The organism is Sporosarcina sp. JAI121, from assembly GCF_013408665.1.
Taxonomy (GTDB): Bacteria; Bacillota; Bacilli; order Bacillales_A; family Planococcaceae; genus Sporosarcina.
Genome location: NZ_JACCCL010000001.1, coordinates 561,264 through 576,618, shown reverse-complemented (window position 1 = coordinate 576,618; position 15,355 = coordinate 561,264). Strand labels below are relative to the sequence as shown.

General features: G+C 43.8%; 14 protein-coding genes. All 14 read right to left on the bottom strand.

From position 1 onward, the window contains the following. Positions 1-35 precede the first annotated feature (35 nt). Positions 36-1,652, bottom strand: coding sequence for a long-chain-fatty-acid--CoA ligase (locus HDC33_RS02715; protein WP_179390987.1), 1,617 nt, complete (start codon positions 1,650-1,652; stop codon positions 36-38). A gap of 47 nt (positions 1,653-1,699) precedes the next feature. Continuing rightward, complete coding sequence (locus HDC33_RS02710) at positions 1,700-2,677, bottom strand: NAD(P)H-dependent flavin oxidoreductase (RefSeq protein ID WP_179390986.1); 978 nt, start codon at positions 2,675-2,677, stop codon at positions 1,700-1,702. 69 nt (positions 2,678-2,746) lie between these two features. After that, entirely contained in the window at positions 2,747-4,045 is a 1,299-nt protein-coding gene (locus HDC33_RS02705; protein WP_179390985.1) for an MFS transporter, read from the bottom strand. A 72-nt stretch (positions 4,046-4,117) separates the two neighbouring features. Beyond that, a complete protein-coding gene (locus HDC33_RS02700; RefSeq protein ID WP_179392597.1) occupies positions 4,118-5,281 on the bottom strand; it encodes a thiolase family protein in 1,164 nt (387 codons plus the stop codon). Positions 5,282-5,292: 11 nt separating this feature from the next. Then, positions 5,293-5,688 carry a PaaI family thioesterase gene (locus HDC33_RS02695; protein WP_179390984.1) on the bottom strand — a complete coding sequence of 132 codons (396 nt, stop codon included), beginning with the start codon at positions 5,686-5,688 and terminating at the stop codon, positions 5,293-5,295. 1 nt (position 5,689) lies between these two features. Further along, a complete protein-coding gene (locus HDC33_RS02690) occupies positions 5,690-6,883 on the bottom strand; it encodes a thiolase family protein (RefSeq protein ID WP_179390983.1) in 1,194 nt (397 codons plus the stop codon). A gap of 12 nt (positions 6,884-6,895) precedes the next feature. Then, the gene (locus HDC33_RS02685) at positions 6,896-8,044 is read right to left on the bottom strand and encodes an acyl-CoA dehydrogenase family protein (RefSeq protein ID WP_179390982.1); all 1,149 of its coding nucleotides are present in this window, start codon (positions 8,042-8,044) and stop codon (positions 6,896-6,898) included. 15 nt (positions 8,045-8,059) lie between these two features. After that, entirely contained in the window at positions 8,060-8,857 is a 798-nt protein-coding gene (locus tag HDC33_RS02680; protein ID WP_179390981.1) for a 3-hydroxyacyl-CoA dehydrogenase family protein, read from the bottom strand. Between the two features lie 22 nt (positions 8,858-8,879). Continuing rightward, positions 8,880-9,860 carry an electron transfer flavoprotein subunit alpha/FixB family protein gene (locus HDC33_RS02675; RefSeq protein WP_179390980.1) on the bottom strand — a complete coding sequence of 327 codons (981 nt, stop codon included), beginning with the start codon at positions 9,858-9,860 and terminating at the stop codon, positions 8,880-8,882. Positions 9,861-9,888: 28 nt separating this feature from the next. Continuing rightward, positions 9,889-10,662 (bottom strand): electron transfer flavoprotein subunit beta/FixA family protein, encoded by a 774-nt coding sequence (locus tag HDC33_RS02670; RefSeq protein ID WP_179390979.1) that lies wholly within the window; start codon positions 10,660-10,662, stop codon positions 9,889-9,891. Next, a complete protein-coding gene (locus HDC33_RS02665) occupies positions 10,659-11,552 on the bottom strand; it encodes a 3-hydroxyacyl-CoA dehydrogenase family protein (protein ID WP_370457398.1) in 894 nt (297 codons plus the stop codon). The genes HDC33_RS02670 and HDC33_RS02665 overlap by 4 nt, the downstream gene beginning before the upstream one ends. A gap of 69 nt (positions 11,553-11,621) precedes the next feature. After that, the gene (locus HDC33_RS02660; RefSeq protein ID WP_179390977.1) at positions 11,622-12,404 is read right to left on the bottom strand and encodes an enoyl-CoA hydratase/isomerase family protein; all 783 of its coding nucleotides are present in this window, start codon (positions 12,402-12,404) and stop codon (positions 11,622-11,624) included. Positions 12,405-12,435: 31 nt separating this feature from the next. Further along, positions 12,436-14,058: a long-chain-fatty-acid--CoA ligase gene (locus tag HDC33_RS02655; protein ID WP_179390976.1), complete on the bottom strand. Its 1,623-nt coding sequence runs from the start codon at positions 14,056-14,058 to the stop codon at positions 12,436-12,438. A gap of 21 nt (positions 14,059-14,079) precedes the next feature. Next, on the bottom strand, positions 14,080-15,225 hold the full coding sequence (locus HDC33_RS02650) for an acyl-CoA dehydrogenase family protein (RefSeq protein WP_179390975.1): 1,146 nt from the start codon (positions 15,223-15,225) through the stop codon (positions 14,080-14,082). Positions 15,226-15,355 lie beyond the last annotated feature (130 nt).

The following is a 15,355-nucleotide window of genomic DNA, read 5'->3' as shown; positions in this document are numbered from 1 at the left end:
CTAGCAATGCAATTAAATAGTCATGCGTGATTGCATCACTTACCTCCGACCATTGCCTTACGCCTCTCAATTTCCTCTTCCACAAGTACACGTTTCAGTATCTTCCCTACCGTGGATTTCGGAAGCTGATCTTTGAATTCGACTACACGAGGAATTTTGTATTTAGCCAGTTGTCCAGTGCACCATTCTATGATTTCCTGCTCAGTTACTTGGGCACCCTTTTTCTTCACAATCGTAGCTTTAACCGATTCCCCACTATATGAATCCGGAACACCATAGACACAAACTTCCGCAATTCCTTTATGCTGATAAATCACTTCTTCCACTTCAACTGGATAAATATTAAAACCGCTAGCAATTATCATCTCTTTCTTTCTACCGACAATAAAGAAATAGCCATCTTCATCCATCGTGGCAATGTCTCCTGTGTACAGCCAGCCATCGCGTAGCGCTAAGGTAGTTTCTTCTGGTTTTCTCCAGTATCCCTTCATTATCTGAGGACCTTTCACAACTAATTCACCCGCTTGACCTGGAGGCATCTCAATTGTCCCGGTTTCCATATCAACAATTTTGGCATCAGTATTAGGATACGGCAAACCAATACTGCCTACTTTTCTTTTCCCGATAACAGGATTCCGATGCGTCGTAGGTGACGTTTCTGACATGCCAAATCCTTCAAAAATAGGTACATCGAATTTCACTTTAAATTGATTTATAATTTCTACCGGGAGTGGTGCAGAACCGCAACTGCAGTATTTAAAGCAGCTTAAATCGTCCGCTGTTAAGTCAGGGTGATTTAATAAAGAAATATACATAGTAGGCACTCCGGGAAAAATGGTCGGCCGATGTTTCCGAATCAAATCGACAACCTTGTCGATTTCAAACTTTTCTATCGTAATGTACGTTGAAGCAGTATAAATAGCACTATTCATACGTGCCATCCCAAACACATGAAATAACGGCGACAATCCGAGCAGACGTTCACCAGCTTCTTGAAGTTGTAAAGGATCTGCCGTATAAACTTTATCCTGATGGACGTTGGACGTAATGTTGAAATGCGTTAGCATAACCCCTTTGGACCTTCCTGTAGTTCCTCCTGTGTATTGAAGGAGCGCTAGGTCTTTTTCAGGATTAATGTCCAAGTCAGGAAGTCTGTTCGTTCCTTTCGCTATCCACTCGTAAAGACCGTCTTCTTGCTGCTTATCCCTGTCGGCTACAATAATGATGAGCTGATTACTAATTCCGATTTTCTCCAACTTCTTCTGTTGTTCACTATGACCAATAAACCAGGTTGCTTCGGAATCCCGTAAAAGATAATCCAATTCGGATGACTGGTACATTGGATTTACTTGAACTACTACACCGCCTAAGCGATGGATTGCATAAAAGGAAATGATATATTCTACGCAGTTTGGAAGCATTAAGGCGATTCGATCACCTTTTCTAAACCCTTTCTCGTATAAAGAAGCCGCAAAACGGTCAGATGCACTCTTCAATTCGCAATAAGTGAGTTCTTGATCGCCGTCTATCACTGCTTTCTGATTAGGATGACGTTCAGCAGAACAATCCAATAGGTCATATAATGAAAGTGACGGAATCTCGATTTCATAAGGAATATTTTTCGGGTAAAACGTTTTCCAAGGTTTATCCATTTTTCCATCCCCAAATCATTCATATTTAGCGGATAAGACGACGTTACTTAGGCATTTATCACGTTGGAGATTCGCCCCAATTTGTCTGCAGTTTGTTTCGCTTCGGACACCATATCCGTTATCAGCTCTTTTACGGTTGGAATACCTTGAATCCGCCCTACTGACTGTCCACAGGAAAATATTCCTGCATCAATGTTTCCTTCCTCATATACTTGCACAACCCTACGTCCAGAAATCAATGGCAAAAGTTCCTCAAGTTCCGCACCCCTGCTTTCCGCTTCCAACACTTGCAGGGCTACTTCATTACGGGCAACACGCGAAGTAGTACCAATTGTTTTCTGAATTAATGATGTATCCCTTTCAGATGCCTGAACCATCCACTGTTTAACATTGTCATGCACCTGAGCTTCTTGAGTGGCCAAAAACCGTGTGCCCATCACGACACCTTCCGCCCCAAGTGCCAGCATTGCGGTCATTCCCCGGCCATCAGCAATTCCCCCGCCTGCCAACACGGGAATCTGTACCGCATCAACCGTCTGCGGAACTAGAACAACATTCCCCACCTCTTCCATACCTGGATGGCCACCTGCCTCAAAGCCAATAACAGTGACAGCATCACATCCGACCCGCTCTGCAGTCTTGGCATATTTAACCCCTGCAACTTTGTGAATGACGATGACACCATTATCCTTTAACACTTTCATATATGCTTCCGGGCTTCGGCCTGAAGTCTCTACAATACGGATTCCTTCTTCAATCAATACGTCAATATACGCTTCATTCGGCATTTTCCTGACGCTTGGAAATAGATTGATGTTAACTGCAATTGGTTTTGCTGTTATCTTTTTTGCCCGTCGTATTTCTTGACGTAAATCTTCTGGCTTCTCGAAAGTGGCAGACGTAATAATTCCAAGTCCCCCTGCCTCCGAGACTGCTGCTGCTAATGGGGCACGACCAACCCTGAACATTCCCCCGCAAATAATTGGATACTCGATTTTCAACAAGTCGGTTATTCGTGTTCTCATTCCCATCCTCCTTCTAGTCCTTATACATTAAAATTGAAGTAATATTCACTCTCTTGACGACCGATGTATTCATACAGGTGCTGAACCGGGTTCCAGTTCATCTTTTTCCGCTAACTCATTGCCATGTTCGTCCTCGTTTTTCTTAGACAGAACCGGTCTAACGAAAATAGCAAACAGTATTCCAAAAACTAAAACGAGACCTGCCATGAATAAAATGGATAAATTATAGCCCGCGATTTTATTGACTCCTGCTAAAGCAATAAGGTAACCTGTGACGAGTGGTGCTATAATACCGGCTAAGTTGCCTGATGATGTCAAAATGCTCGTCATCAGCCCACCCCTTTCAGGCAATTCATTTATCATGATGGTTGGGCCAATCGGCAATATCGCGTATGTGAGTCCTTTTGCCAGGCACATCGCAAACACGACCCAAATCGGATTCTGAAAAACCGCAATGGATGCCATAAATAACGCACCAGTGATCATTGCTCCAGCAACCAGATATACCCTGGATAAACGCCAGTTTTGATTTTTCTTATATAAATAATCAGACAGCATCGATACGCCTATATAAATTATCATGGAAGTAACTCCTATTATCGCAACGCCATACCCCATTTGAACTGCAGACATTTGTACGACTTCCACCAAATAAATTGGCAACCAAATCGCAATCCATACGACAAGAAAGTAAGTAGAGAAATAGGCAAGCGTTGTAAATAAAGCTGTTGGTGAGGCAAGCACCAATAGAAAGTCTTTCAATTTAATTTTCTCTAGTTTAGCTTTCTTTTCCTTCTGCTTCTCTTTATACACTGCAACTGGATTTTCTTTTGTGAAGAGCTGGAAAAGAATGAACCATACGATACTTGCAACACCAAGACAGGCAAATGCAACTTTCCAGCCTAAAGTGGCAATTAACGCAACGAGGAGTGGGGCAACGACCATTGCTCCGACTGTACCGCCGGACACGACTACAGAATTTGCGAATCCTCTTTGCTTTGGCGGAAACCATTTATTCGCATGGCTGTATGCAATCGGGCTGAATGGTGCTTCGAATACACCAAGTAATACCCTGTAAAGAATGAGTAGCGGCAACGCAGTAATTGCTAGTACGCCAAACTGCAATATAGCCCATGTCAGCATGAGGAAGCCAAGTATTTTCTTTGCTCCATGCCTGTCCGCTAACGCAGCACCAAAAATTCCGGTGACAGGATAAAGCCAGTAGTAACTACTTCCAACTAAACCCCATGCAGCGTAAGATAAATTAAAATCTTTCATAATTGCTACAGCTGCAAGTCCCACAATTGACTTGTCCGCAAAGTTAATAACCATCCCCAAAAATAGTAGAACAAGAACAAACCAACGCATAGAAATCCCCCTTTTCTTTCCCTTATTTTCTCACTAGTTTTTTTGGTAGTTATTCATCTCTTCGTTTCACGCTCATTTTTGAAGCAGTAAAGCAATTCCCTGTCCACCGCCAATACAAGCAGTCACAATCGACCGTTTCGCACCACTTCTCTTCATTTCATATACTGCTTTTGCCACCAGCATACCTCCCGTGGCCGCAATCGGATGACCGTGTGCAATTGCACCACCATTTACATTTAGTTTTTCATGTGGAATCTTTAATTCACGGTTGCAGGCGAGCACCTGAACGGCGAACGCTTCGTTTAATTCAACAAAGTCAATGTCTTCCATGGTTAAATTATTCCGCTCTAACAACTTACGAACTGCCGGAACTGGGCCGATCCCCATGATATTGGGATCTACTCCTGAAACTTGAGAGTCGACGACACACGCCATAACTTCCAGTCCACGCTTTTCCGCTTCGTCTGCGGACATAACCACAACTGCCGAAGCACCGTCATTCACTCCGGAAGAGTTTCCAGCCGTAACTGAGCCTTCTACCATAAAGACAGGACGAAGCTTTTTCAGTTGTTCTTTTGTCGTACCCGGACGCGGATGTTCATCACGGTCGAATAGGACTCTTTCCTTCCCCACTTCCACTTTAATCGGGATGATTTGTTCGTCGTAAAATCCTGCTTCCATCGCCTTCGACATTCGTCTTTGGCTTTCCGCGGCATATAGATCCTGTTCTTCACGTGAAATCCCATACTTTTCAGCTAAGTTTTCCGCTGTAATCCCCATTGGCGGATCGCCGATTTTGGTCGGAGAAAGTTGTCTTTTCACAAATGTGGGAGGCTGTCGGTCATACGGTCGAGATGAGGGGGCTAATAAATGAGGAGAACGCGACATACTTTCCACGCCCCCTGCCAAAAAAATCGTTCCTCTTCCTGCCCGAACCAAATCCGCTGCAAGCGCAACGCTGTTAATCGACGATCCACACTGGCGATCAATTGTCAGTCCCGGTACAGTGACGGGAAATTCCGCTTCAAGCAAAGTCATGCGTGCAGCATTTCCCCCTCCACTTAAACAGTTGCCAAAAATGACATCATCGATTTCTTCTTTTTTAACCCGTGCTCTTTTTACCGCTTCTTTCATCACCTGAGCCCCGTATTCATAATACGGTACAGCAGCAAGTGCCCCGCCTTGTTTGGCGATTGCTGTTCGTACAGCCGATACAATAACCGGTTCTGCCATCATCGCACCTTCCTTCATTCAGCTTTTTTCGTCACCTTAAACGTCGCCATGCCCGTTGCAACAAGCAGCCCATTTTCGTCAACTACATCGCCTCTGCCACTTCCTATGTTTCCGTTCATCTGGACGTGATACCCTTTACAGACGAGTCTACTAATCTGTTCTTGCTTAAAAATTTGAACATGCAAATCAATTGTTGCCGTAAAACCGCCCTCTTGTTCAGACACTGCCGTTCCGAGCGCTACGTCCAGAAGTGTATAATAAAGACCGCTCGATATATGCCCGACTTCGTCCTTGTGAATCTCTTGAACATTCACCGAAACCACAACTGCCCCGTCCTCATTTTCTTGCCGTTTCATTCCCAGGTGGTCAAAGAAAGTAGATTGCTGTATCTTCATTGTTTTATCGTTCATTTTACTGTACCTGTAGATTTTCGATCAGAATGGCCATTCCTTGCCCACCGCCTACACATAGGGACGCAATCCCGTAGCGACCGCCCCTTTTTTGCAGTTCATGCATTAATGTAACGACGAGCCGCGAACCTGTAGAACCAACAGGATGTCCAAGCGCAATCGCCCCACCATTTACATTTAACTTTTCCGAATCAATGTTGAGTTCGCGCTGCACAGCGAGTGCTTGGGATGCAAACGCTTCGTTTATTTCAAATAATTCAATCTCTTCTACCGATAAGTTTGTCTTTTCAAGTAGTTTTTGAATCGCAGGTACCGGACCAATTCCCATCACTTCGGGTGGTACTCCGACCGCGACCCAGTCAACGACTGCAACACGCGGTGTCAACGACAGTTCATTTGCTGTTGATTCTCTCATAAGAAGAACAGCAGAAGCACCATCATTTCGACCGCATGCATTGCCAGCGGTTACGGACCCTTCTTTCTTAAACACCGGCTTCAGTTGGCCAAGTTTTTCAATCGTTGTTTCCGGTCGTGGATGTTCATCTTTATCAAAGACAATCGTTTTTTTCCTCGACTTTATTTCATACGGAACAATTTCATCATCGAATTTTCCATCACCAATTGCTGCCGCTGCTCTTTTTTGACTTTCAATCGCAAATGCATCTTGGTCTTCTCTAGAAATCCGGTATTTTTCCGCTACGTTTTCAGCGGTGATTCCCATGCCCATATCTTCACCGTAAACTTCTTTCGGTTGCTGACCTGCTTCTAAATTTGAATCGACTAAATACGTTTTATCCCCGCCAAAACGTGCACCTCGCAAGTAAATAGGTGAACTGCTCATACTTTCGGTTCCGCCAGCGACCACGATGGCAGCCAGATTTGACTGAATTTGTTGAACACCGGAAGCGATGGCCTGCATTCCGGAAGCACAAAGGCGATTCACGGTAAATGCCGGTTTTTCACAGGGGATACCTGCCCGAATCGCTGCAACACGAGCGACATTCGATGATTCAGTCGTTTGCCGAACTTCTCCCAAAATAACTTCATCTACTTTTTCAGGTGGAAGAGATGCTTTTTCCAGTAGTTTTTCGATGACATGTGATCCTAAAAATCCGGAATTGATTTCTTTTAATGCGCCGCCGTACCGTCCAATCGGCGTTCGTACACCCTCGACAATGACCACCCGTTCTCCCATAACATTGCCCCCTTATGCATACTCTTTAGTTAACTGACCTGAAATGATATTCTTTTGGATTTCTGATGTACCTTCATAAATTCGAGTAATTCTTGCATCCCGATAAAATCGTTCGATCGGATAATCGGAAATGTACCCGATACCGCCATGAATTTGCAGGGCTTTATCGGCGACGCGATTATACACTTCCGACCCATAAAGTTTTAACATCGCGGCTTCTTTGATGACTGTTTGTCCTTCATCAACCATCCAGGCGACGCGATATGTAAATGATCGTAGCGCTTCGATTTCAACTGCCATCTCCGCCAGCATATGAGCGACGGCCTGGTGTTCAATGATTGGGACCTGGAATTGAATGCGCTCTTTAGCATACATAACGGATAAGTCGAGTAATTTCTGACAAGAACCCAAATTTCTTGCCGCAAGCCCTGCACGCCCATTCGTTAAGATCTTTAAGGCATTTACATAGCCCTGCCCTTCTCCACTTAACACATTTTCAATTGGCACTTCGCAGTTATCCATAATAATTTCTGCCGAATGCGAGCCGCGTAACCCCATTTTCTTCTCTACTGCCCCAACATGGAAGCCTGGAAAATCTTTTTCAATGATAAAAGATGTAATTCCTTTCGCTCCCTTGGAAGGATCCGTCACGGCCATCACCGTAAAAATGTCTGCTTCCGTTGCATTTGTTATATAATGCTTTGTTCCATTCAACATATAGGTATCGCCCTTTTTAACGGCTGTCGTTTTCAAATTCGTCGCGTTCGATCCCGCGTCTGGCTCGGTTAAAGCAAATGCACCGATCTTGTTGCCCGCCGCCATATCAGGTAAATATTTTTGCTTTTGTGTCTCATTTCCCATTTCCACAATACCGACTGTTCCAATCCCTGTATGAGCACCGATCAATGTCGTATAGCCATTGTGTGTAGCACCAATTTCTTCATATAATGCACACTTCCCAACCATTCCAATGCCAAGACCACCGTACTCTTCAGGGATGCTTAATCCAAACAAACCCATTTCCTTCGACATTTCTACAATATGTCCTGGAATTTTATTTTCTTCTTCAATCTGCATCGCGACTTTTTCGACTTCATTTTGAATAAAATCGCGGACATGCCGCTTTAAAACCTTTATATCCTCATCCAATTCAAAGTTCATTCATTAGCCCCCCTTTTAATCGTATCGATAAAATCCGCGCCCACTTTTTTTACCAAGCCAACCGGCTTTTACATACTTTTTTAATATCGGACAAGGGCGGTACTTTTCACCGAGTGTCTCATGCAAATATTCCATGTTGCGAAGCCGCGTATCCAGCCCGACTAAATCTGCGAGAGCAAGTGGGCCCATCGGATGGTTCAATCCAAGCTTCATCGACTTATCAATATCTTCGATTGACCCGACTCCCTCCATCACCATATTCATCGCTTCATTACCAATTAGACAATTCATTCGGCTAACCGCAAAGCCGGGGAATTCATTAATGTTCACACATTCTTTGCCGATGGATTTGCCGAATGCAAAGCATTTTTCAATCGTTTCCTCAGATGTTTCAAGACCACGTATCACTTCAATAAGTTTCATTTTAGGTACCGGATTAAAAAAATGAAGGGCTATACATTGGGCAGGACGACTTGTTTGAGCAGCGATTTCTGTCGGACTCATCGTTGACGTATTCGTCGCTAAAATCGTCTTTTTTGGCGCGTATACATCAAGCTCTTTAAAAACGGCTATTTTCAAGTCCATCAATTCAAGAACAGCTTCTATTATCAAGTCTGCTTCATACGCCGCTTCTTTTAAGTCTGTTGTATAAACGATTGATTTTTTATCGCTGTATTTTTCGATGTACTGACGGCATACTGAAAGTGACGCTTCATTCACATCGTGCACTTTAACGTCGTACCCCGCCTCCAAACAGGTGAGAGCGATTCCTCTTCCCATCGTACCGGCACCTATGATTGAAATGTTTTTCATCTGTACCTCTCCCAACTGTCTTTTAATTTACAACCGCTCTAAGCTTTTCAAACTCTTCCGTTAGCATCGGTAAGACTTCAAACAAATCGCCTACGATGCCATAGTCCGCAACCTTAAAGATATTTGCTTCCGGATCTTTGTTGATGGCGACAATGACCTTCGAGTTCGACATGCCCGCCAAATGCTGGATAGCACCCGAAATGCCGGCAGCGATGTACAAATCAGGCGTCACGACTTTCCCTGTCTGTCCAATCTGCAAAGAGTAATTGCAGTAGTCCGCATCACAAGCTCCACGGGATGCACCAACCGCACCGCCAAGCACTTCAGCAAGTTCATTCAATAGGTCAAAACCTTCTTCACTTTTCACGCCCCGTCCTCCGGCAATAACGACTTTCGCTTCTGATAAGTCGACGCCTTTTGAGGTTTTGCGAACGACTTCCTTAATGATGGTACGAAGGTTTGTAATGGGTACTTCGATGCTTGAAACTTCACCGGACCGCGCTTTGTCCTGTTCAAGCGGCGCGATGTTGTTCGGACGGATTGTCGCAAAAACGATACCATCTCTCACAGACAGTTTTTCAAATGCTTTACCGGAATAGATCGGGCGTATGAAAACGACTTCACCGGCTTCCTCTTCAATCGATGTTGCATCGGAAACGAGACCTACACCGATTTTAGCGGCAATTTTCGGCGACAAGTCTTTACCGAGAGCTGTATGGCCGAAAACGATGCCCTCCGGTTTTTCCTCATCCAAAACGGCCATGAACGCCTGGGAATATGCGTCTGAAGTATACTGTGCAAGTTGCACATCTTCGACTGTAATGACACGGTCTGCACCGTACTGAATCAGCTCTTCCGCATGCTTGCCGACCGATTCACCAATCAACACACCGATTGTTTCGCCATCTCCGGCAATTTTCTTCCCGGCAGCAATTGCCTCGAATGATACGTTTCTTAGCTGTCCTTCACGGGCCTCACCTAATACAAGTACTTTTCTCCCCATCACTAAAACCTCCTGTTATACGTTATTGTTAGATCACTTTCGCTTCGTTACGAAGCAGTCCCACAAGTTCGTCCACTTGAGCAGAAATGTCACCTTCCAGCAAACGGCCTGCAGCTTTTTGCGGCGGCAAGTAAATATCGAGGGTTTTTATTTTCGCCCGCACATCCTCTTCATCCAGATCCAAATCGTCAAGCTCAATTTCTTCTAACGGCTTTTTCTTCGCTTTCATGATTCCTGGAAGCGAAGGATAACGAGGTTCGTTTAACCCTTGCTGACACGTTACAAGCACAGGAAGTGATGTCTGTATACTCTCCGAATCCCCTTCGACATCCCGCGTAATGGAGACAGCTTTGCCATTGACTTCAATTTGTGTAATCGTCGTAACGTATGGAATGCCGAGTCCTTCCGCGACACGTGGCCCGACTTGACCACTTCCGCCATCAATTGCTACGTTGCCTGCAAGGATGATATCAGCATTTTTGTCTGTTAAATAGCTTGTTAAAATTTTCGCAGTCGTGAACTGATCGCCTTCATCCAGATCATCTTCTGTGTTTATAAGAACAGCTTTATCCGCTCCCATCGCGAGCGCTGTCCGCAGTTGTTTTTCCGCTTCCTCGCCGCCGACGGATACGACTGTCACTTCGCCTCCATGATTATCGCGTAGTCGGATGGCTTCTTCCACGCCATATTCGTCGTACGGATTAATGATGAATTCTGCGCCTTCTTCTTGGACCTGTCCGTTGGCGATTGAAATTTTCTCTTCCGTGTCAAATGTTCTTTTCAGCAATACAACTATATTCATGACAGTACCCCCACTCTGATCCCTTTTTCATCGTATTCATAAAAACCTTTTCCAGTCTTTTTGCCAAGCTCGCCTTTCTCCACTTTTTCAGCGACAATACGAGCCGGCTTATCTTTTTCATCTCCGCTTTCGTTATATCGTTGCATTCGCACGAAATAATTTACGTCAATTCCTGTTAAATCCATTAAAGCAAACGGTCCAATCGGGTGATTCAACGCTTTTTTACAGACGAGATCGATTTCTTCGTGTGTGGCGTAACCGTTTTCATAAAGGAATACCGCTTCATCCATCAACTTTCCGAGAATACGGTTAGCGATGAAACCCGATATTTCCTTCTTAAGCAAAACCGGTGTTTTACGAATGCTTTCCACAAACGCCATGCTTTTCGCGGCTGTTTCCTCAGACGTATGGGGTCCTTTCACCACTTCAACCATCTCCATGACAAGAACCGGATTAAAGAAGTGAATATTGCAAACATTTTCCGGATAGCTAACGACATCTGCCAGTTTTGAACTGACTATCGTTGAACTGTTCGTTGCTAAAATCGTGTTCTCCGCTACAATTTTATCGAGCTTAGCAAAAAGTTCACGTTTCGCATCCAGTTTTTCAACAATCGCTTCAATCACTATATTTGCATTTGACAAGTCCTCTATGGAAGCGGTAAATGAAAGTCGGTCAAATGCGCTGTCTACTTCTACCCGTGTGAATCTTCCCTTTTCAACACGACTGTCCATCTGCTTTTTAAGAAACGCCTTCGCTCTATCAAGACTTTCTTGTTCAATATCTTGTAACGTGACTGGATAACCCGCAAGTGCACAAACCATTGCAATTTGTGAACCCATCGCACCTGAACCGACGACTGCTACATGACTGATTTTATTGTTTTCCACTATGCTCAATTCCTCTCCCGTAAAGATCGTAATGATGAACATGCAACGTTAGAAATACCTTACTATTCATTACTTAAATTGTGGTTTGCGTTTTTCAAAGAATGCATTCACACCTTCTTTGAAGTCTTCGGTTTCAAAACACATACCTTGGGCAAAACCTTCTAACTCAAGCGTTTCATTAATGTCAGCCAAGATGCTTTTATTTGTTACTCTTTTTGTTAAGCCCATTGCAATAGCTGGTCCCTCGGCCAATGTCGCGGCCAAAGAATATGCTTCATCTAATAGTGAATCATCTGGGACTATACGATTAATAACGCCCATTTGCTGCGCTTGGTCAGCAGATATTTTTCCACCTGTCAGCATCAGTTCCATAGCACGATGACGTCCTATTAACCTTGGAAGGAAATAGATGGAACCAAGATCAGGTATCAATCCCACTTTAATGAAGCTCTGAATAAAGGAAGTTGAATGACCCGCAATGATTACATCACAAGCCAATGCAAGACTGACTCCTGCTCCAGCAGCCACACCATTAACCGCCGCTATAACCGGTTTTTCTAAATCGAGGATGGAATGGATCATGTCATGCCCCGCTTGCAATCTTCTTCTTCCCGACACTGCATCCACCGTTTTCAAGGCGCTTAGATCACCTCCGGCAGAAAAAGCTTTACCTTCGCCGGTTAATAGAATGACTTTTACTTCATCATTATCTTTAATGCTAGTGAAGAAACTTCTTAACTCTTCTCTCATTTCTTGACCAAGTGCATTTCTTTTTTCTGGTCGGTTTAATGTAACAACACACACTTTATTTTCAAATTTCACGTCAATGTTTTCATAGTCATCATGTAACATTAATAATTCCTCCCCTCCTTGTCTGTTCGCCTTATCTCTTCCCGTTTGGTTCTAGTCCCCTCTTCTCCAGCTCCCCTTTGATAAGCAGTCTTTTTAATAGCTTACCGACTGTGTTTCTCGGAAGTTCCTCTATCACTTCAAATTCCTTTGGTACTTTGTACGGCGTTAACTTTGCGTAGCAATACCCTTTGATTTCTTCGATATCGATTGTGACGCCTTCTTTCGGTACAATGAATGCCTTTATCGTTTCTTCCAAATTAGTGTGGGGAATGCTCGCCACTGCCGCCTCTTGGATATCTGGATGTTCGTATAAGACGCTCTCCACTTCTTGTGGATAAATATTAAAACCGCCGACGATAATCATTTCCTTTTTTCTGCCTACGATATAAAAATAGCCTTCTTCATCCATCATTGCCAGGTCGCCTGTATACAGCCAGCCGTTACGTAGCGCTAGCTTGGTTTCTTCTTCGTTGTTCCAGTAGCCTTTCATGATTTGCGGACCTTTGATTAGCAGCTCGCCAACACAATTGGGTCTCAGTTCTGTACCGTTGTCGTCAATAATCATGCAATCTGTGCCTAGAAATGGAATTCCGATACTACCTAATTTTCGTTTAGAGAATTTCGGATTGCGATGTGTTGACGGAGATGCTTCTGATAAACCAAATCCTTCACCAATCACAGCACCTGTCAATTCTTCAAAACGCTTAATGACTTCAATAGGAAGTGGAGCGGAGCCGCATGAGCAATGATTCAAGCATTTCAAATCATATTTTTCGATAGCCGGGTAATTTATAAACGCATTGTACATTTTAGGTACACCGGGGAAATATGTCGGACGATATTTCCTCACATTATCAAGAACATGTTGAATTTCAAATTTAGGTATCAAAAGAATCGTTGCTCCAATGTAAATACCAAGATTCATTGCACTCGTCATTGCATACACATGGTAAAGCGGCGTCACTGTTAGGACAACTTCTTCTCCCTGCCTCATGGTCTCGCCGTACATTTCAAAGCTTTGAACGACGTTTGAAGTAAGATTATAATGAGTGAGCATTGCGCCTTTCATTACTCCACTTGTTCCTCCGGTATATTGAATAACGGCGACATCTTCATGCGGATTAATGACTTCAGGTTCAATGATCGCCTTTCCATTGTCAATAAGTGATTGAATAGATATGAATCCACTGTCGTCATCCTCAATCGAGAAGCACTGTTCGAACGAATACACCACTTTTATTTCTTCAACAGTACGCTTGGCTATCTTGTCAAAAACAATATACTGCGTTTCGGAATCATTCACAATTTGCATTAACTCCCGAAATGTATACATTGGATTCACTTGGACAACGATGAGACCTAGCGCCTGCGCTGCATAGTAACTCACAATATAAAGAGGGTGATTGGCCATCATCAAGCCAATCCGATCCCCTTTTTTCAAACCAAGTTCCTTCCATTTTCCAGCAAGTTTGTCCACTTGTGCCTTTAGAGTTGTGTAATCTGTTGTTTCGTCTTCAAATACAATTGCTGTATGAGAGGGAAACCGCTTAACAGTATTTTCGAGTAGCGCGTAAATGGAACATTCCGGTAACTTTAGGGATAGTAATCTCTCTTCATACCATTGCTTCCATGGTTTATTTTCCGTTTTTCCCACCCTCTCCAACCCCCTATTCAATTACCCTTCCAACACTTTCCGTGCAATAATGAGGCGTTGAATTTCATTTGTACCTTCATAAATTTTTGTGATACGCGCATCCCGGTAAAACCTTTCAATTGGATAATCGGCTACGTACCCCATCCCGCCGTGAATTTGAACAGCCTTATCTGCAACCCTATTAAATACATCAGAAGCAAATAGTTTTGCCATGGACGCTTCTTTAATCACTTTTTTTCCATCATCAATCATATGTGCTGCCTTCAATGTAAGCATTCGAGCAGCCTCCGTCTCCGTTGCCATATCCGCAAGCATCCATTGAATTGCTTGGTTATCCGCAATCGGCTTGCCGAACTGTTTTCTTTCTTTCGCATAGGATGCAGAAAGTTCAATCAATTTATCACAGGAGCCCACTGCCCGGGCAGCGAGTCCAACGCGACCCTCACCGAGAATTTTCAAAGCGGACAAATAGCCCATTCCAACTTCTCCGATAACATTTACATCGGGTACTTCACAATCTTCAAAAATAAGCTGGGCGGTATACGATCCTCGGAGGCCCATTTTTTTATCTATTTTCCCGATTGTGAAACCTGGAAAATCTTTTTCGATTAAGAAAGCTGTGATGCCGCCTTTTGCCCCTTTTTCTTTATCGGTTAAAGCAAAAACGGTAAAAACATCCGCGACTGGTGCATTCGTAATGAAATGCTTCGTTCCATTCACAATCCACTTATCACCGCGTTTTACTGCTCTCGTTTCTAAATTTGTTGCGTCAGATCCAGCTGCCGGTTCTGAAAGCGCAAATGCTGCGATTTTTTCTCCTGCCGCCATTCCCGGTAAATACTTATCTTTCAAATAAGGGGAAGCGAGTTTCACAAGCCCGGTACTTCCTATGCCGGTATGTGCGCTAATGAGACTTACAAAACCATTATGCGTCCGACCAAGCTGTTCAAGTATAACCGCCTTGCCCACTGCATTTAAGCCGATTCCCCCATACTCTTCCGGAATACTTATACCGAACAATCCAAGTTCTTTTGCCTGTTCTATCAAATGCTGCGGAATTTTATCTTCCTCTTCTATTTGCTGTGCATACGGTTCCACTTCTCTCTCTACATAGTTTCGAACCATTTGTTTCATTTGATCAATCTCTGGTTTCAATTGTGTGAACATATTCGTTTCCTCCCTTTTATGGCCATTCATTTTCCTATATATAGACAGTTGCAACTTTCGTGCCAAACTTCAAGATGCCGAATGACTGGGTTTTGGATATCCCTACACATAATTCACTACATTTTCGATT

What these genes read in the sequence shown, in the direction of transcription:
- HDC33_RS02675 (WP_179390980.1), bottom strand. Translation starts at nt 9,860, where the DNA reads ATGGGGAGAAAAGTACTTGTATTAGGTGAGGCCCGTGAAGGACAGCTA.
- HDC33_RS02695 (WP_179390984.1), bottom strand. Translation starts at nt 5,688, where the DNA reads ATGAACGATAAAACAATGAAGATACAGCAATCTACTTTCTTTGACCAC.
- HDC33_RS02710 (WP_179390986.1), bottom strand. Translation starts at nt 2,677, where the DNA reads ATGAGAACACGAATAACCGACTTGTTGAAAATCGAGTATCCAATTATT.
- HDC33_RS02690 (WP_179390983.1), bottom strand. Translation starts at nt 6,883, where the DNA reads ATGGGAGAACGGGTGGTCATTGTCGAGGGTGTACGAACGCCGATTGGA.
- HDC33_RS02660 (WP_179390977.1), bottom strand. Translation starts at nt 12,404, where the DNA reads ATGTTACATGATGACTATGAAAACATTGACGTGAAATTTGAAAATAAA.
- HDC33_RS02685 (WP_179390982.1), bottom strand. Translation starts at nt 8,044, where the DNA reads ATGAACTTTGAATTGGATGAGGATATAAAGGTTTTAAAGCGGCATGTC.
- HDC33_RS02705 (WP_179390985.1), bottom strand. Translation starts at nt 4,045, where the DNA reads ATGCGTTGGTTTGTTCTTGTTCTACTATTTTTGGGGATGGTTATTAAC.
- HDC33_RS02680 (WP_179390981.1), bottom strand. Translation starts at nt 8,857, where the DNA reads ATGAAAAACATTTCAATCATAGGTGCCGGTACGATGGGAAGAGGAATC.
- HDC33_RS02715 (WP_179390987.1), bottom strand. Translation starts at nt 1,652, where the DNA reads ATGGATAAACCTTGGAAAACGTTTTACCCGAAAAATATTCCTTATGAA.
- HDC33_RS02700 (WP_179392597.1), bottom strand. Translation starts at nt 5,281, where the DNA reads ATGATGGCAGAACCGGTTATTGTATCGGCTGTACGAACAGCAATCGCC.
- HDC33_RS02650 (WP_179390975.1), bottom strand. Translation starts at nt 15,225, where the DNA reads ATGTTCACACAATTGAAACCAGAGATTGATCAAATGAAACAAATGGTT.
- HDC33_RS02670 (WP_179390979.1), bottom strand. Translation starts at nt 10,662, where the DNA reads ATGAATATAGTTGTATTGCTGAAAAGAACATTTGACACGGAAGAGAAA.